General features: G+C 54.4%; 15 protein-coding genes and 2 tRNA genes. 4 read left to right on the top strand and 13 right to left on the bottom strand.

Going from position 1 to position 16539, the window contains the following annotated elements:
• Window positions 1-62: 62 nt before the first annotated feature.
• The 12 genes from truB to rlmE form a co-directional block, all read right to left on the bottom strand.
• Window positions 63-1007: a tRNA pseudouridine(55) synthase TruB gene (gene truB, locus EL098_RS01840; RefSeq protein ID WP_126354396.1), complete on the bottom strand. Its 945-nt coding sequence runs from the start codon at window positions 1005-1007 to the stop codon at window positions 63-65.
• Window positions 1007-1408, bottom strand: a complete 402-nt coding sequence (rbfA, locus tag EL098_RS01835) for a 30S ribosome-binding factor RbfA (RefSeq protein ID WP_008454782.1) — start codon at window positions 1406-1408, stop codon at window positions 1007-1009. Before rbfA ends, truB begins: the two co-directional genes overlap by 1 nt.
• Window positions 1409-1473: 65 nt before the next feature.
• On the bottom strand, window positions 1474-4161 hold the full coding sequence (infB, locus tag EL098_RS01830) for a translation initiation factor IF-2 (RefSeq protein ID WP_126354395.1): 2688 nt from the start codon (window positions 4159-4161) through the stop codon (window positions 1474-1476).
• A gap of 24 nt (window positions 4162-4185) precedes the next feature.
• Window positions 4186-5673: a transcription termination factor NusA gene (gene nusA, locus EL098_RS01825; protein ID WP_126354394.1), complete on the bottom strand. Its 1488-nt coding sequence runs from the start codon at window positions 5671-5673 to the stop codon at window positions 4186-4188.
• A 27-nt stretch (window positions 5674-5700) separates the two neighbouring features.
• Window positions 5701-6153 carry a ribosome maturation factor RimP gene (rimP, locus tag EL098_RS01820; protein WP_008454786.1) on the bottom strand — a complete coding sequence of 151 codons (453 nt, stop codon included), beginning with the start codon at window positions 6151-6153 and terminating at the stop codon, window positions 5701-5703.
• A 213-nt stretch (window positions 6154-6366) separates the two neighbouring features.
• Window positions 6367-6443: transfer RNA gene (locus tag EL098_RS01815), tRNA-Met, on the bottom strand.
• Window positions 6444-6502: 59 nt separating this feature from the next.
• Window positions 6503-6589: transfer RNA gene (locus tag EL098_RS01810), tRNA-Leu, on the bottom strand.
• Window positions 6590-6638: 49 nt separating this feature from the next.
• Entirely contained in the window at window positions 6639-6971 is a 333-nt protein-coding gene (secG, locus tag EL098_RS01805; RefSeq protein ID WP_038478508.1) for a preprotein translocase subunit SecG, read from the bottom strand.
• A gap of 235 nt (window positions 6972-7206) precedes the next feature.
• Window positions 7207-8544, bottom strand: coding sequence for a phosphoglucosamine mutase (gene glmM / locus EL098_RS01800; protein ID WP_126354393.1), 1338 nt, complete (start codon window positions 8542-8544; stop codon window positions 7207-7209).
• Window positions 8537-9385, bottom strand: coding sequence for a dihydropteroate synthase (folP, locus tag EL098_RS01795; RefSeq protein ID WP_126354392.1), 849 nt, complete (start codon window positions 9383-9385; stop codon window positions 8537-8539). The genes glmM and folP overlap by 8 nt, the downstream gene beginning before the upstream one ends.
• Window positions 9386-9484: 99 nt before the next feature.
• The gene (gene ftsH / locus EL098_RS01790) at window positions 9485-11422 is read right to left on the bottom strand and encodes an ATP-dependent zinc metalloprotease FtsH (protein ID WP_126354391.1); all 1938 of its coding nucleotides are present in this window, start codon (window positions 11420-11422) and stop codon (window positions 9485-9487) included.
• 56 nt (window positions 11423-11478) lie between these two features.
• Window positions 11479-12108, bottom strand: a complete 630-nt coding sequence (gene rlmE / locus EL098_RS01785; protein WP_008454794.1) for a 23S rRNA (uridine(2552)-2'-O)-methyltransferase RlmE — start codon at window positions 12106-12108, stop codon at window positions 11479-11481.
• A 126-nt stretch (window positions 12109-12234) separates the two neighbouring features.
• Between rlmE and yhbY the strand changes: the two genes are divergently transcribed.
• On the top strand, window positions 12235-12528 hold the full coding sequence (gene yhbY / locus EL098_RS01780) for a ribosome assembly RNA-binding protein YhbY (RefSeq protein ID WP_045784735.1): 294 nt from the start codon (window positions 12235-12237) through the stop codon (window positions 12526-12528).
• A gap of 105 nt (window positions 12529-12633) precedes the next feature.
• Here yhbY and greA read toward each other — a convergent pair whose 3' ends face one another.
• Entirely contained in the window at window positions 12634-13110 is a 477-nt protein-coding gene (gene greA / locus EL098_RS01775) for a transcription elongation factor GreA (RefSeq protein ID WP_039288100.1), read from the bottom strand.
• Between the two features lie 253 nt (window positions 13111-13363).
• On the opposite strand from greA, the gene dacB reads away from it, so the two are divergent.
• Genes dacB through pmrB form a run of 3 tightly spaced genes read left to right on the top strand, consistent with a single transcriptional unit; the run spans window position 13364 to window position 16514 of the window.
• Window positions 13364-14797, top strand: coding sequence for a serine-type D-Ala-D-Ala carboxypeptidase (gene dacB, locus EL098_RS01770; RefSeq protein ID WP_126354390.1), 1434 nt, complete (start codon window positions 13364-13366; stop codon window positions 14795-14797).
• A 2-nt stretch (window positions 14798-14799) separates the two neighbouring features.
• Window positions 14800-15462, top strand: a complete 663-nt coding sequence (gene pmrA / locus EL098_RS01765; RefSeq protein ID WP_126354389.1) for a two-component system response regulator PmrA — start codon at window positions 14800-14802, stop codon at window positions 15460-15462.
• Window positions 15459-16514, top strand: a complete 1056-nt coding sequence (gene pmrB, locus EL098_RS01760; RefSeq protein WP_126354388.1) for a two-component system sensor histidine kinase PmrB — start codon at window positions 15459-15461, stop codon at window positions 16512-16514. The genes pmrA and pmrB overlap by 4 nt, the downstream gene beginning before the upstream one ends.
• Window positions 16515-16539: the final 25 nt, after the last annotated feature.

The following is a 16539-nucleotide window of genomic DNA, read 5'->3' as shown; positions in this document are numbered from 1 at the left end:
CCAGCCGTTAAGCCGCGCTATTTTACCTGTAGCGCTCTTTTACCGCAAGGTAGCGGCAAAAGTCAGAGGGGATATTCGACAACCAGACGGCGCGGAGCAACCCGGCCCTCGTCATCGATTTCACCCATCCCAATAAATTTCTGCTCTTCGCCTTCGCTAACGCGCACCAGTCCTTCGGCCTGCACGCCAGCCACCCGAACTGGATTACCGTTTTTAAAGTAGACGGCAACCTCCGGCAGCAAGTTCACCAGCGGGAAATCTGAAGCCGGGCTGTCCATTGGCATTAGCAGCGGATCCAGCAGGTCTGCTGGCGCTCTTTCCTGCCGATGCGCCTGCTCAACCAGCTCATTGAGCTGTTCCAGCGTAACCATGCGCTCAATCGGATATTTACTGACCGCCAGACGACGCAGGAAAATCACGTGCGCACCGCAGCCAAGTTTTTCGCCGAGATCGTCAACGATCGTACGGATGTACGTCCCTTTAGAGCAGTGAACCTCCAGCTCCAGCTCGTCCCCTTCATGGCGAATAAACAGCAGTTCATAGACCGTGATTGGCCGGGCTTCGCGTTCAACCTCAATACCCGCACGCGCATATTCATACAGGGGCTTACCCTGATGCTTAAGCGCTGAATACATCGATGGAACCTGCTCGGTATCCCCGCGGAAAGTCTCCAGCGCGGCGGCAAGCTGCCCGGCGCTAAAGTTAACCGGGCGCTGCTGGACAACAATGCCGTCGGCATCAGACGTATCGGTGCGCTGCCCAAGTTTGGCGATGACGCGATAACGCTTGTCGGAGTCCAGCAGATACTGGGAGAACTTTGTCGCTTCACCGAGGCAGATCGGCAGCATGCCGGTCGCCAGCGGATCCAGCGCACCGGTATGGCCTGCGCGGTTCGCGTTATAAAGGCGTTTTACTTTTTGCAGTGCGTCGTTGGAAGAGAGGCCCTGGGGCTTATCCAGCAACAGCACACCGTGAATATCACGACCGCGACGACGAGGACGACTCATCAATCCTCCTTGCTGTCGTCCGTATTCACGCGACGCTCGTCATCATGACGGATGACATTGGAAACCAGGTTAGACATGCGCATCCCTTCAACCAGCGAGTTATCGTAGAAGAAGGTCAGCTCTGGCACGATGCGCAGGCGCATTGCCTTGCCAACCAAAGTACGGATATAGCCAGACGCATCCTGCAGAACTTTGATGCCTTCTTTGATGGCATCTTCGTCTTTGTCGTTCAGGAAGGTCACAAAAACTTTGGCATAGGCCAGATCGCGGGAGACTTCAACACCAGAGACGGTGGTCATCATGCCCAGACGCGGGTCTTTAATTTCGCGCTGCAGGATAATGGCAATTTCTTTCTGCAATTCCTGAGAAACGCGCTGCGGGCGACCAAATTCTTTCGCCATAATAATTTCTCCAGACAAAACGGGGGGCACACGGCCCCCCTAAGATAGTTGATGCGGTACGGCTATCAGGAGATGGTACGCTTGATCTCGATAATTTCGAAGACTTCGATCATATCGCCCACGCGCACGTCGTTGTAGTTCTTAACGCCGATACCACATTCCATGCCGTTACGGACTTCGCTTGCGTCATCTTTGAAGCGGCGCAGGGATTCCAGCTCGCCTTCATAGATAACCACGTTGTCGCGCAGTACGCGGATTGGGTTGTGACGTTTAACCACACCTTCGGTAACCATACAGCCGGCAATCGCGCCAAATTTCGGTGATTTGAAGACATCACGAACTTCAGCCAGACCGATGATCTGCTGTTTCAGCTCAGGAGACAGCATGCCGCTCATCGCTGCTTTCACTTCGTCAATCAGGTTATAGATGACGGAGTAGTAACGCAGATCCAGGCTTTCAGCTTCAATCACGCGGCGCGCAGAAGCGTCGGCACGAACGTTGAAGCCCACCAGGATGGCGTTGGATGCTGCAGCCAGAGTAGCGTCAGTCTCGGTAATCCCGCCCACGCCGGAACCGATGATTTTAACTTTCACTTCATCGGTAGAGAGTTTCAGCAGGGAGTCGCTGATCGCTTCCACAGAACCCTGAACGTCGGCTTTCAGCACGATGTTCACTTCGGAGACTTCGCCTTCGGTCATGTTGGCGAACATGTTTTCCAGCTTGGATTTCTGCTGACGAGCCAGTTTCACTTCGCGGAATTTACCCTGACGATACAGAGCAACTTCACGGGCTTTCTTCTCGTCACGAACAACGGTCACTTCGTCACCCGCGGCAGGTACGCCGGACAGGCCGAGGATCTCAACCGGAATAGAAGGACCCGCTTCGGTCACTTCACGGCCCAGTTCGTCACGCATCGCACGCACGCGGCCATACTCGAAGCCACACAGGACGATGTCGCCCTTGTTCAGGGTACCTTCACGCACCAGAACGGTAGCAACCGGACCACGACCTTTATCCAGGAAGGATTCGATGACCACGCCGCTCGCCATACCTTTACGTACCGCTTTCAGCTCCAGAACTTCAGCCTGCAGCAGGATAGCATCCAGCAGGTCGTCGATACCGGTACCGGCTTTCGCGGAAACGTGGATGAACTGGCTTTCGCCGCCCCACTCTTCCGGCATGATGCCGTACTGGGACAGTTCGTTTTTAACGCGATCCGGATCCGCTTCTGGCTTATCGATTTTGTTCACTGCAACCACGACAGGCACCTGCGCCGCTTTCGCGTGCTGGATAGCTTCGATAGTCTGCGGCATCACGCCATCGTCAGCAGCAACAACCAGAACAACGATATCCGTCGCCTGAGCACCGCGAGCACGCATAGAGGTGAACGCTGCGTGTCCCGGGGTATCCAGGAAGGTGACCATGCCGTTGTCGGTTTCTACGTGGTAAGCACCGATGTGCTGGGTAATACCACCCGCTTCGCCGGAGGCAACTTTAGTAGAACGAATGTAGTCCAGCAGAGAGGTTTTACCGTGGTCAACGTGACCCATGATGGTCACAACCGGAGCACGGGTTTCGGTTGCCGCGCCGGTATCACGGTCGCTCATTACCGCCTCTTCCAGCTCGTTCTCACGACGCAGGATAACTTTGTGGCCCATCTCCTCAGCAACCAGCTGAGCGGTTTCCTGATCGATAACCTGGTTGATGGTCGCCATTGCGCCCAGCTTCATCATCGCTTTGATGACCTGAGAGCCTTTAACCGCCATTTTGTTAGCCAGTTCAGCAACGGTGATGGTTTCGCCAATCACAACGTCGCGGTTAACGGCCTGTGCAGGCTTAGTGAAGCCCTGCTGCAGGCTGCTCGGCTTACGTTTGCCTTTGCCGCCGCGAACGGCTGCACGAGCTTCTTCGCGGTCTGCTTTAGACTCACCGTGTTTGCCGCCTGCCTTTTTCTGGCGCGGTGCCTTGGCAGCAGTACGACTACGGCCACGGCCGCCTTCGACCTCACGGTCGTTTTCGTCTTCTGCCTGACGCGCGTGCTGGGAGGTGGTGACGTGATAGTCAGACTTGTCGTCTTCTACCTTCTCCTGCTCTTCCCAAACGCCTGCGTTAGCTTCTGCCATTTTACGGGCTTCTTCCGCCACGCGACGGGCGTCTTCTTCGAGTTTGCGACGGGCTTCTTCTTCAGCTTTACGCTTCAGTTCAGCAGCCTCCGCTTCACGGCGAGCCTTCTCGGCGTGGGCGGCTTTCGTCATTTCATCAGTTTGTTGATTGCTCACTTTGTCTTTTTCCGCAGCTTCACGTTTCGCTTTATCAGCGGCTTCGCGCTTAGCTTGTTCTTCAGCATCACGCTTGGCTTTTTCTTGTGCCGCACGTTTGGCAGCTTCCTCTGCCTCACGCTGGGCTTGCTCTTCCGCTTCACGCTGCGCCTGTTCTTCCGCTGCAAGGCGCTCAGCCTCTTGCGGATCACGTTTTACAAAGGTGCGCTTCTTGCGGACTTCGATTTGTACCGATTTACTTTTCCCACCGGTACCTGGAATGTTTAAAGTACTGCGCGTTTTGCGCTGTAAAGTCAACTTGTCTGGGCCTGAGCCATGCTCATGGTTCAGGTGGGCCAGCAACGTTTGCTTCTCTTGCGCCGAAACGGAGTCATCAGCAGACTTCGGGATCCCTGCATCAGCAAATTGCTGTACCAGGCGGTCCACCGAGGTCTGAATCTCTGCGGCCAGCGCTTTTACGGTTACATCTGTCATGCTGTTCCTTCCTGCTACAGTTTATTACGCTTCGCCGCCAAACCAGCAAATGTTACGCGCTGCCATGATCAGTTCACCGGCTTTCTCATCCGTTAAACCTTCGATATCAGACAGGTCGTCAACACCTTGCTCGGCAAGGTCTTCCAGCGAGCTAACACCACGAGCAGCCAGTTTAAAGGCCAGCGGGCGATCCATCCCTTCGAGGTTCAGCAGATCCTCGGCAGGTTTCTTATCGCCAAGACTCTCTTCTTGCGCCAGAGCCAGTGTGGTGAGCGCGTTTTTAGCGCGATCGCGTAATGCTTCCACGGTGTCTTCATCAAGGCCGTCGATTTCCAGCAGCTCTTTCATTGGCACATAGGCCAACTCTTCCAGCGTGGAGAAACCTTCTTCGACCAACACGGTGGCGAAATCCTCGTCAATGTCGAGGTATTTGGTAAAGGTATCAATAGCCGCATGCGCTTCAGCCTGATGTTTAGCCTGCAGGTCGTCAACGGTCATAACGTTGAGTTCCCAGCCGCTCAGCTGTGATGCCAGGCGAACGTTCTGACCGTTACGGCCAATGGCCTGTGCCAGGTTGCCTGCCTCTACCGCGATATCCATCGTATGTTTGTCTTCGTCGACAACGATAGATGCTACGTCAGCCGGTGCCATTGCGTTGATAACAAACTGCGCCGGGTTGTCGTCCCACAGCACGATATCAATACGCTCACCGCCTAACTCAGTAGATACCGCCTGAACGCGAGCACCGCGCATCCCTACGCAGGCGCCGACCGGGTCGATGCGCTTGTCGTTGGTTTTCACGGCGATTTTGGCGCGAGAGCCAGGATCGCGTGCAGCGGCTTTAATTTCGATAACTTCTTCGCCGATTTCCGGCACTTCGATGCGGAACAGTTCGATCAGCATCTCAGGCTTAGAACGGCTAACGAACAGCTGCGCACCGCGAGCTTCAGGACGTACTGCATACAGTACCCCGCGAATACGGTCGCCCGGACGGAAGTTTTCACGCGGCAGCATATCTTCACGCAGAATCACGGCTTCAGCATTGCTGCCGAGATCCAGAGAGATATTGTCGCGGTTCACTTTTTTCACCACGCCGGTGATGATTTCACCTTCGTGCTCGCGGAACTGATCGACCACCATCGCGCGCTCGGCTTCGCGAACTTTCTGCACGATAACCTGCTTCGCGGTTTGAGTGGTGATACGGTCAAAGGTCACGGATTCAATCTGATCTTCGACGTATTCACCCACGGTGAGGGCCGGATCTTCGAATTGAGCCGCTTCCAGCGTGATTTCACGCGTTGGCTGGGTAACCTCTTCGACGATAACCCAACGGCGGAAGGTATCGAAATCACCGCTTTTACGGTCGATTTCAACGCGAACATCAATTTCTTGCTCGTATTTTTTCTTGGTCGCCGTTGCCAGCGCACTTTCCAACGCTTCGAAAATTTTCTCACGCGGCAGCGCTTTTTCGTTGGAAACTGCTTCAACAACAGCCAAAATTTCTTTGTTCATCCTGGGTTTTCACCTCAATCCAAACTATTAAAAGTGGGGTACCAGGTTCGCTTTCTGGATGTTGCTCAGCGCGAACACTTCGTCTTTTCCTTCGACCGTTACCGTGATCATCTCACCGTCTACGGCTTTAATAATACCCTGCCATTTGCGGCGGTTTTGTACGGCCATACGCAATACAATGCTCACTTCTTCGCCGGTAAAACGAACGTAGTGTTCTGCGGTGAACATTGGGCGATCGAGGCCAGGTGAGGAAACTTCCAGGTTATAGGCCACGGTGATGGGATCTTCGACATCCAGTACGGCACTGACCTGGTGACTGACATCAGCACAATCATCAACATTGATGCCATCTTCACTATCAATATAGATGCGCAGCGTAGACGTGCGGCCGCGAACGAATTCGATGCCTACAAGTTCGTAGCCCAGTGCTTCGACCGGTGCTGAAATCATCTCTGTTAATTTTTGCTCTAATGTGGACAAGCCCACCCCCAAGACATAAAAAAAGGGCATATAGCCCAGTTATTCTAAAGTCAGATAACAAAAAACCCCGATAAATCGGGGCTTTATATAACTGAACCCTGTATGCCGCAACTGCGGCCCGGACACCGTCCAGGAGAATTTTTTTCTAAATTCTTCGCGAAGGCACCGAAACTGGTGTTCACAGTATATTTGAAAAAGAACTCTCAGGGAAAGTGGTTGCGGGGGCCGGATTTGAACCGACGACCTTCGGGTTATGAGCCCGACGAGCTACCAGGCTGCTCCACCCCGCGTCCGAAAACGTGGCAAATACTACGCCAGAATTGCATTAAATGCAAGAATTGCTGGGATTTGGTACCGAGGACGGGACTTGAACCCGTAAGCCCAATCGGGCACTACCACCTCAAGGTAGCGTGTCTACCAATTCCACCACCTCGGCACTCTTTGAACACGATAACCTTCATGTTATCGCATTGAAGCTGACAAACTTACTGCGGGATATCGCTGCTCGGCTTGGTAGGTGCCGCTGGCGCAGTCTGCTCAGTTTGTGCTGGCTGACTTAAATTTTCCCACTCGCTTCCTTTACTGGTTTTGTTGGTGCTGAGGTTACCCAGAACCAGGCTCAGGATAAAGAACAACGTTGCGAGCACGCCGGTCATACGAGTCATGAAGTTACCAGAACCACTTGAGCCGAATAACGTAGCGGAAGCGCCTGCTCCGAAGGAGGCTCCCATATCAGCGCCTTTACCTTGCTGCAGCATAATAAGACCGACAAGGCCCAACGCTACAATAAGGAAAACAACTAAAAGAGCTTCGTACATAATTAACCTGTTCCTTGCGGGATTACCGCACGCCAATTGCTTCAAACCAGTTAAGCGGATACGTTTGTCATTACCCACTGAAGCGGGTGAGAATACTAACCAAAGCCGGTCGGGTGCGCAAGGGCAATTTATTAACAATGCACTGACTGCGGAAAAAAACAGCAAACCCTGCGTTTCGAGCTAAAAAACAGGCGGCAAATGCCGCCTTTTCAATCAGTTTGCGGCGAAGGAGAGATTAAACTGCCTTCACTGCATCGGCGATTTGGTTAGCAAAGGCCGTGACCTGCGCTTCATCCTCGCCTTCAACCATCACGCGAATCAGCGGTTCGGTTCCGGATTTACGTAACAACACGCGGCCACGGTTGCCCAATGCGGTTTCCACCTCTTCGGTGACACGTTTGACCTCTGCGTTTTCAAGCGGATCGCCGCTGCCCGCGGTGAAGCGCACGTTGATCAAAACCTGCGGGAAGAGTTTCATGCCGCTGCAGAGATCGTGCAGGCTCATATGGTTGCGAACCATTGCTGTGAGTACTTGCAAACCTGCAACAATGCCGTCGCCGGTGGTGGTCTGGTCCAGCAGAATCACGTGCCCGGAGTTTTCCGCCCCGATACGCCAGCCTTTCTCCTGCAGTTTCTCCAGCACATAGCGGTCGCCAACTTTGGCGCGGGCAAATGGAATACCCAGCTGCTTCAGCGCCACTTCCAGCCCCATATTGCTCATCAACGTTCCCACGGCGCCGCCGCGCAGCTGCCCCTGACGCAGCCCTTCACGAGCGATGATGTAGAGGATCTGGTCGCCATCCACCTTGTGCCCAAGGTTATCCACCATGATTACGCGGTCACCGTCGCCGTCAAACGCAATACCGAGATCGGCTTTCTCCGCCAGCACACGCTCCTGCAGCATACGCACGTCGGTCGCGCCGCATTTCTCATTGATATTCAGCCCGTCCGGCTCGCAGCCGATAGCAATCACTTTTGCGCCCAGTTCACGCAGCACATTGGGGGCAATGTGATAAGTCGCCCCGTTGGCGCAGTCCACAACGATTTTGAGGCCATTCAGGCTTAGCTCGTTCGGGAAGGTGCCCTTGCAGAATTCAATATAGCGCCCGGCGGCATCGACGATACGGCTAGCTTTGCCCAGCTCTGCCGAGTCGACGCAGGTGATCTCCTTTTCCATCTCCGCTTCAATGGCTTCTTCGACTTCATCCGGCAGCTTGGTTCCGTCGATGGAGAAGAACTTGATGCCGTTGTCATAGAACGGGTTATGGGAGGCGGAAATAACGATCCCGGCCTCAGCGCGGAAGGTACGGGTCAGGTAGGCAACCGCAGGTGTTGGCATTGGCCCGGTAAAAGAAGCAGACAGACCGGCCGCGGCCAGGCCAGCTTCCAGCGCAGATTCCAGCATATAACCGGAGATACGCGTATCTTTACCGATGATGATTTTGCGGGAGCCGTGGCGAGCAAGGACTTTACCCGCTGCCCAGCCCAGCTTCAGAACGAAATCAGGCGTAATAGGCGCATCGCCCACGCGGCCACGGATGCCATCGGTGCCAAAGTATTTACGGTTACTCATAGTATTTGTTTTCCTTCACTGAAAGCGTAGCTTCAACCACGCGCATAGCTTCAACGGTCTCTTTCACGTCGTGAACACGAAGAATTTGAGCCCCCTGCATCGCAGCAATCACCGCACAGGCAAGACTTCCGCTCAGGCGCTGGTCCGGACCAACGTTCAGTAGTTGCCCTACCATGGATTTACGGGACATTCCCACCAGTAGCGGCATGCCGAAGTGATGGAATTCCGAAAGCCGGGCCAATAACTGATAATTGTGGGTGAGATTCTTACCGAAACCAAAGCCCGGGTCGAGCAGCAATTTCTCTTTTGAGATGCCTTCCGCTTCGCAGCGCGCAATGTGCTCAACAAAAAAGCGATTCACGTCGGCAAACACGTCGTCATACTGCGGCGCCTGCTGCATCGTTTTGGGTTCACCCTGCATATGCATCAGGCAAACCGGCAGCCCGGTTTCCGCAGCAGCGGCAAGCGCACCTGGCGCCTGCAAAGAGCGGATGTCGTTGATAATATGCGCCCCTGCCCGTGCAGCCGCACGGATGACCTCGGCTTTTGAGGTATCCACCGAAACCCAGACTTCAAAACGCTGGGCAATGGCCTCCACCACCGGGATAACGCGCTCAAGCTCTTCTTCCGTACTCACTTCGGCCGCGCCGGGACGGGTAGACTCTCCGCCAACGTCAATGATTGTTGCCCCGGCGTTGATCATGGCGTTTGCATGCTTAAGGGCTTCAACCAGCGAATTGTGCTGGCCGCCGTCGGAAAAAGAGTCCGGCGTAACGTTTAAAATCCCCATGACATGAGGATGGGAGAGATCAAGCGTAGAGCCCTGCGCGGTGAGTTTCATTCTTCTTCCTTTGCGTCTGTCTTGGGAGGTACAAAAACAAAAACCCCGGGGCAGGCCCGGGGTTTATAGATTACTGCAAAAACATCTGGCGTGAGCGTCTTATTTGTCGCCCAGCTGCTCTGACATGGTGTTACCCGGATTCGGCGTACGCGGTTCATCGACCGGGCGTGGCGCATTCGGGGTACCGTTGTTATCAGAATTATTGCTGGTTTTGCTCGCATCTTCCCAACCCGCTGGCGGACGCACTTCGCGGCGAGCCATCAGATCGTCAATCTGCGGTGCATCGATGGTTTCATACTTCATCAACGCATCTTTCATGGTGTGAAGAATATCCAGGTTCTCGTTCAGCAGCTGGCGAGCACGTGCATAGTTTCGTTCAATCAGGGATTTCACTTCCTGATCGATAATACGCGCTGTCTCATCGGACATATGCTTCGCTTTTGCTACCGAACGACCCAGGAATACCTCTCCATCTTCTTCCGCGTACAGCAGCGGACCAAGTTTGTCGGAGAAGCCCCACTGGGTCACCATGTTACGCGCCAGGTTAGTCGCGACCTTAATGTCGTTCGACGCACCGGTAGAGACATGCTCTGGCCCGTAGATAATCTCTTCTGCCAGACGGCCACCGTACAGGGTCGAAATCTGGCTTTCCAGCTTCTGACGGCTGGCGCTGATGGCATCGCCTTCAGGCAGGAAGAAGGTTACACCCAGCGCACGGCCACGAGGAATAATCGTCACTTTATGCACCGGGTCATGCTCCGGCACCAGACGACCGATAATCGCATGGCCTGCTTCGTGATAGGCGGTGGATTCTTTCTGCGCTTCCGTCATCACCATGGAGCGACGTTCTGCCCCCATCATGATTTTGTCTTTCGCTTTCTCGAACTCAACCATCGAGACCACACGTTTGTTACCGCGGGCGGCAAACAGCGCAGCTTCGTTCACCAGGTTAGCCAGATCGGCACCGGAGAAGCCAGGCGTACCGCGAGCGATAATTGCAGCATCGATATCCGGCGAAAGCGGTACGCGACGCATATGCACTTTCAGGATCTGCTCGCGACCACGAACGTCCGGCAGGCCAACCACAACCTGACGGTCGAAACGGCCCGGACGCAGCAGCGCAGGGTCCAGTACGTCTGGACGGTTGGTTGCCGCGATAACGATGATACCTTCGTTACCTTCGAAGCCATCCATCTCAACCAGCATCTGGTTCAGGGTCTGCTCACGCTCATCGTGACCACCACCCAGACCGGCGCCACGCTGACGGCCTACGGCATCAATTTCATCGATAAAGATAATGCAAGGTGCTGCTTTCTTGGCCTGTTCGAACATGTCGCGCACGCGGGATGCGCCCACGCCAACGAACATTTCAACGAAGTCAGAACCGGAAATCGTGAAGAACGGCACTTTCGCTTCGCCAGCAATCGCTTTCGCCAGCAGCGTTTTACCGGTACCCGGAGGGCCGACCATCAGGACGCCTTTCGGGATTTTACCGCCCAGCTTCTGGAAGCGGCTCGGCTCACGCAGGTATTCAACCAGCTCACCCACCTCTTCTTTCGCTTCGTCACAGCCAGCAACGTCAGCAAAGGTGGTTTTGATTTGGTCTTCCGTTAGCATTCGCGCCTTGCTCTTGCCGAACGACATGGCGCCTTTGCCACCGCCGCCCTGCATTTGACGCATAAAGAAGATCCAGACCCCAATCAGCAGCAGCATTGGGAACCAGGAGATGAAGATAGAAGCCAGCAGGCTCGGCTCTTCAGGCGGTTCACCCACGACTTTCACATTCTTGGTAATCAGATTATCAAGCAGCTTGGGATCATTAACGGGGATGTAAGTCGTGTATCGGTTACTATCTTTCTTGGTAACGTTGATTTCACGTCCGTTGATGCGCGCTTCGCGAACCTGGTCCTGATTAACTTCGGACAGGAAAGTGGAGTAGTCCACCCTACGGCCATTTGACTCGCTGGGCCCAAAGCTCTGGAATACCGACATTAGCACTACGGCAATGACCAGCCAGAGTATTAGGTTTTTCGCCATGTCACTCAAGGGATTAACCTCATATTACAACTGTGTTAACAAACAGCGTCAGGGTACTATAGTTTGCGCCCGGTCGCTACAATGTACACTTCACGTGAGCGGGCACGAGAAGAGTCCGGCTTACGAACTTTAACGGTCGTAAACAGGGAGCGAATTTCCCGCAGGTATTCATCGAAACCTTCGCCCTGAAACACTTTCACTACAAAACTACCGCCCGGCGCCAGCACATCCCGACACATTTCCAGTGCCAGTTCTACCAGGTACATAGCGCGAGGAATATCAACTGCCGGTGTCCCGCTCATGTTTGGTGCCATATCTGACATGACAACCTGAACTTTACTGTCACCAACACGTTCCAGCAGGGCCTTGACGACTAATTCATCACGAAAATCGCCCTGAAGGAAGTCCACACCAACGATAGGATCCATTGGTAAAAGATCGCAAGCGATGATTCGCCCCTGATTCCCGATTTGCGTCACGACGTACTGTGACCACCCGCCGGGTGCAGCGCCAAGATCAACAATAGTCATTCCTGGCTTAAAAAGTTTGTCACTTTGCTGTATTTCATCAAGTTTAAACCAGGCACGGGACCGCAACCCCTTTTTCTGTGCCTGTTGAACATATTTATCGCTAAAGTGTTCCTGCAGCCAGCGACTGGAGCTGGCAGAACGCTTCTTACCTGTCATCTCAATTTCCAACTTTGTTCATCGTGAATAGCAGGCTAACTAACAATCAGCACAGCCGATTTGGCGATACACTGGAGATGGCGGTAGAATGAACCGTTTTCAATCCCAACGTAAGCAAAAAATACGATGAATCTGAGTACTAAACAAAAACAGCACCTGAAAGGTCTAGCTCATCCGCTCAAGCCGGTCGTTCTGCTTGGCAACAATGGTTTGACCGAAGGGGTACTGGCCGAGATTGAACAAGCGCTTGAGCACCATGAGTTAATCAAGGTGAAGATCGCAACGGAAGATCGCGAAACGAAAACCTTAATTGTGGATGCCATCGTGCGGGAAACCGGCGCCTGTAACGTACAGGTCATCGGTAAAACGCTGGTGCTCTATCGCCCTTCTAAAGAGCGGAAGATTTCTCTGCCGAAGTAAGCAGAGGTGTGCAAAATGCCACGCTATGTTCGTTGATAAAAGGCCGCTATGCGGCCTTTTTCTTTTCTTTACAATACGCCAACCCTTTAGTTAGCGTAGTAAAAATTACAAATATTCCACTTTCAGAATTTCGAATTCAACATCGCCGCCAGGCGTGCGAATCACCACAACATCGTCGCACTCCTTCCCCACCAGGCCGCGAGCAATAGGCGAATTGACAGAGATAAGATTCTTTTTAAAATCAGCCTCATCGTCGCCCACAATGCGGTAAGTCAGCTCTTCGTCGTTGTCCAGATTCAATACCGTTACGGTGGTGCCAAAAATCACGCGGCCGTTATTTGGCATTCTTGTGACGTCGATCACCTGAGCATTGGACAGCTTCGCTTCGATATCCTGAATACGACCTTCGCAGAAGCCCTGCTGCTCACGCGCGGCGTGATATTCGGCGTTTTCTTTCAGATCGCCATGCTCGCGAGCTTCGGCAATGGCAGCAATGATTTCCGGGCGGCGCACGGACTTCAGGAAATCCAGCTCTTCGCGTAATTGTTCAGCGCCACGTAATGTCATCGGGATAGGTTGCATTTGTTATACCTCTTAAAATCAGTCCTCTGCAGCAGGGTAAAACACCGCGCTGGCTTAAAAGTAGGGTCGGAACAGGGGAAGCCTCTCCGCCAACAAATAAAAGAAAACCGACCCGGGGTGATAACTCCAGGCCAGTAACAGTTTTCAAATTGACCGGTATTTTACCCTGGAGTTCCCTGAGGGTCATCGTTTACTTTGCACCATAATGCACCGTAGTATGGCGGTCACGTTTCCAGGCCGTTACCGCGAGATTATGCGATTTTTGAGATTTGTCATTGGGTTGACCGCTGCCGTAGCCATCCATGTTCAGGCGGCGAACGTTGAAGAATATACCTCCCAGTTGCCTGACGGGGCGAACCTGGCGCTGATGGTGCAAAAAGTCGGCGCCACCACCCCGTTCATCGATTACCACAGCCAGCAGATGGCGCTGCCTGCCAGTACTCAAAAAGTGATTACGGCGCTGGCGGCCCTGCTCCAGCTAGGCCCGGACTTTCGATTTACGACAACGCTGGAAAGCCGCGCTCAGATTGATAATGGCGTGTTGAATGGCGATCTTATCGCCCGTTTCGGCGGCGATCCTACGTTAAAACGTCAGGACATTCGCAATATGGTCAGCGAATTAAAAAAAGCGGGCGTCCAGCAGATCAACGGTAACGTGCTGGTCGATACCTCCGTCTTTGCCAGCCATGATAAAGCCCCGGGCTGGCCGTGGAACGATATGACGCAGTGTTTCAGCGCGCCTCCTGCTGCGGCAATAGTCGACCGCAACTGTTTCTCAATCTCCCTGTATAGCGCGCCTAAAGCTGACGACTTAGCCTACATCCGCATCGCCTCCTATTACCCGGTGGTGATGTTCAGCCAGGTCAGAACCCTGGCCAAAGGCTCTCCCGATGCCCAGTACTGTGAGCTTGACGTTGTGCCGGGGGATCTCAACCGCTATACGCTAACCGGCTGTCTTACACAGCGGGCCGATCCGCTGCCATTAGCCTTTGCTATTCAGGACGGTGCCAGCTATGCGGGCGCTATCATCAAAGATGAGCTGAAGCAGGCGGGGATCGCCTACAGCGGAACGCTGCTGCGCCAGACCCAGCCTAACGAGCCGGGTACGGTGCTCGCCAGCAAGCAATCAGCGCCGCTGCACGATCTGCTTAAAATCATGCTGAAGAAATCCGATAACATGATTGCCGACACCGTGTTCAGAACCATCGGGCATAACCGTTTGGGCGTTCCCGGTACCTGGCGAGCAGGGGCGGATTCCGTGCGGCAGATTTTGCGTCAAAAAGCGGGCGTAGATTTGGGGAACAGCATCGTTGTCGATGGCTCCGGCCTTTCGCGCCATAACCTGATCTCCCCTGCCACCATGATGCAGGTGCTGCAATACATCGCTCAAAACGATAATCAGCTAAACTTTATCTCCATGCTGCCGCTCGCTGGCTACGACGGCTCTTTGCAGTACCGCGCAGGCCTGCATCAGGCGGGCGTGGACGGCAAGGTCTCAGCCAAGACAGGCTCGCTGCAGGGGGTTTACAATCTGGCAGGCTTCATTACCACGGCAAGTGGGCAACGCATGGCCTTTGTGCAATATCTTTCTGGCTATGCCGTTGAACCGGCCGACCAGCGCAATCGCCGTATCCCGCTGGTGCGCTTTGAAAGCCGGCTTTACAAGGATATTTACCAAAATAACTAGCCATGAAACTGCTTATTGTTGAAGACGATTTGCTGCTACAGGAAGGCCTTGCGCTGGCATTGGGCGGAGAAGGTTACGCCTTAGACTGCGCCACCACTGCCGCTCAGGCGGACGCCCTGCTGCAAAGCGGCGAATACAGCCTGATTATCCTCGACCTCGGGCTGCCTGACAAAGACGGCGCAACGCTGCTAAACCAGTGGCGCCGCCGCGGGGTAAAAAACCCCGTACTCATCCTGACAGCTCGTGACGCGCTTGAAGACCGAGTAAATGGCCTGGACTCTGGCGCCGATGATTATCTGGTGAAACCCTTTGCCCTGGCCGAGCTGCAGGCGCGGGCGCGGGCGCTGATTCGCCGCTACCAAGGACACAGCGATAATCTGCTGCAGGAAGACGATCTGACCCTTAATCTGCAAACTCAGCAGGTGTTGCTCGCCGGCCAGGTCGTAGAGATCACCCCCAAAGAGTTTTCCCTGCTCACCCGTCTGATGATGCGCATTGGCCAGACGGTGCACCGCGAAACGCTACAGCAGGACATTTACAGCTGGCAGGACGATCCCGGCTCCAACACCCTTGAAGTGCATATTCACAACTTACGCCGTAAATTAGGCAAAGACAGGATCAAAACCGTACGCGGCGTGGGCTACCGTCTGGAAAGCCGCTCATGAGCAGCATGCGTCGGCGCCTGATGATCCTGCTGGCGCTTATTCTCCTTTTCTTCCAGCTCATCAGCGTTGTCTGGCTCTGGCATGAAAGCCGGGAGCAGATTGGCTTCCTGGTGAGCGAAACGCTCTCCGCCAAGGCCCGTAACCAGCAGGTGGAGAAAGAGATCCGCGAAGCGATTGCCTCCCTGCTCGTGCCTTCTCTGGTGATGGTCTCCTTTACGCTGTTTTTCTCCTTCTGGGCCATCACCTGGATAACCCGCCCGCTGAACCAGCTGCGCTCCAGCCTCGCGAATCGGTCAGCCGACAATCTCACGCCGCTGCCTATGTTTTCCGATATGGACGAAATGGTGGCCGTAACCAACTCCCTGAATCAGCTTCTGGGTCGGCTGGATCATACTATTCAGCAGGAACGCCTTTTCACTGCGGATGCCGCACACGAACTGAGGACGCCGCTTGCCGGACTCAGGCTGCACCTCGAGTTAATGGCAAAAAATGGGATAGAGCAGGCCCCAATGCTGTTAACCCGTATCGATCAGCTCATGCATACCATTGAGCAGCTGCTGATGCTCTCTCGCGCCGGGCAGGCGCTGGCCAGCGGGCATTACAATACGCTGACCTGGAGCAGCGACATCATTGCTCCCCTGAAGATGGAGATGGAAGAGCTGGCCGCGCCTCGCGGGCAAAGGTTCGTCTGGCCCGCAGCCTCTTCTCTGACCGTCCAGGGCGATGCCGTTCTGCTGCGTTTGATGCTGCGTAACCTGCTGGAAAACGCCTCTCGCTATAGCCCTGACAAAGGCGAAATTCATGTAGCGTTGAAGGAGAGAGAGGGAGGAACCCTGTTAAGCGTTGCCGACAGCGGGCCGGGTATTAAGGCAGAATACCTCCGCCATGCCACTGAGCCTTTCAGACGCATGGATCAGCGCTACGGCGGCAGCGGGCTGGGTCTGAACATTGTGCAGCGCATTGTGCAGCTCCACCATGGCCGTCTGGAGCTGGGTAACCGTGAGCAAGGTGGTTTGCAGGCTGACTGCTGGCTTCCCGGCAGCATTCAATAAAAAAGGCCGGTAACACCGGCCTTCT

The organism is Cedecea lapagei, assembly GCF_900635955.1.
Taxonomy (GTDB): Bacteria; Pseudomonadota; Gammaproteobacteria; order Enterobacterales; family Enterobacteriaceae; genus Cedecea; species Cedecea lapagei.
Note: the sequence above shows the minus strand (reverse complement) of the source record. Positions and strands in the feature narration are given on the sequence as shown.

Coding starts and splice junctions, on each gene's coding strand:
- secG (WP_038478508.1), bottom strand. CDS start 6,971: ATGTACGAAGCTCTTTTAGTTGTTTTCCTTATTGTAGCGTTGGGCCTT.
- infB (WP_126354395.1), bottom strand. CDS start 4,161: ATGACAGATGTAACCGTAAAAGCGCTGGCCGCAGAGATTCAGACCTCG.
- rlmE (WP_008454794.1), bottom strand. CDS start 12,108: ATGACAGGTAAGAAGCGTTCTGCCAGCTCCAGTCGCTGGCTGCAGGAA.
- nusA (WP_126354394.1), bottom strand. CDS start 5,673: ATGAACAAAGAAATTTTGGCTGTTGTTGAAGCAGTTTCCAACGAAAAA.
- dacB (WP_126354390.1), top strand. CDS start 13,364: ATGCGATTTTTGAGATTTGTCATTGGGTTGACCGCTGCCGTAGCCATC.
- pmrB (WP_126354388.1), top strand. CDS start 15,459: ATGAGCAGCATGCGTCGGCGCCTGATGATCCTGCTGGCGCTTATTCTC.
- ftsH (WP_126354391.1), bottom strand. CDS start 11,422: ATGGCGAAAAACCTAATACTCTGGCTGGTCATTGCCGTAGTGCTAATG.
- pmrA (WP_126354389.1), top strand. CDS start 14,800: ATGAAACTGCTTATTGTTGAAGACGATTTGCTGCTACAGGAAGGCCTT.
- glmM (WP_126354393.1), bottom strand. CDS start 8,544: ATGAGTAACCGTAAATACTTTGGCACCGATGGCATCCGTGGCCGCGTG.
- rbfA (WP_008454782.1), bottom strand. CDS start 1,408: ATGGCGAAAGAATTTGGTCGCCCGCAGCGCGTTTCTCAGGAATTGCAG.
- truB (WP_126354396.1), bottom strand. CDS start 1,007: ATGAGTCGTCCTCGTCGTCGCGGTCGTGATATTCACGGTGTGCTGTTG.
- greA (WP_039288100.1), bottom strand. CDS start 13,110: ATGCAACCTATCCCGATGACATTACGTGGCGCTGAACAATTACGCGAA.
- folP (WP_126354392.1), bottom strand. CDS start 9,385: ATGAAACTCACCGCGCAGGGCTCTACGCTTGATCTCTCCCATCCTCAT.
- yhbY (WP_045784735.1), top strand. CDS start 12,235: ATGAATCTGAGTACTAAACAAAAACAGCACCTGAAAGGTCTAGCTCAT.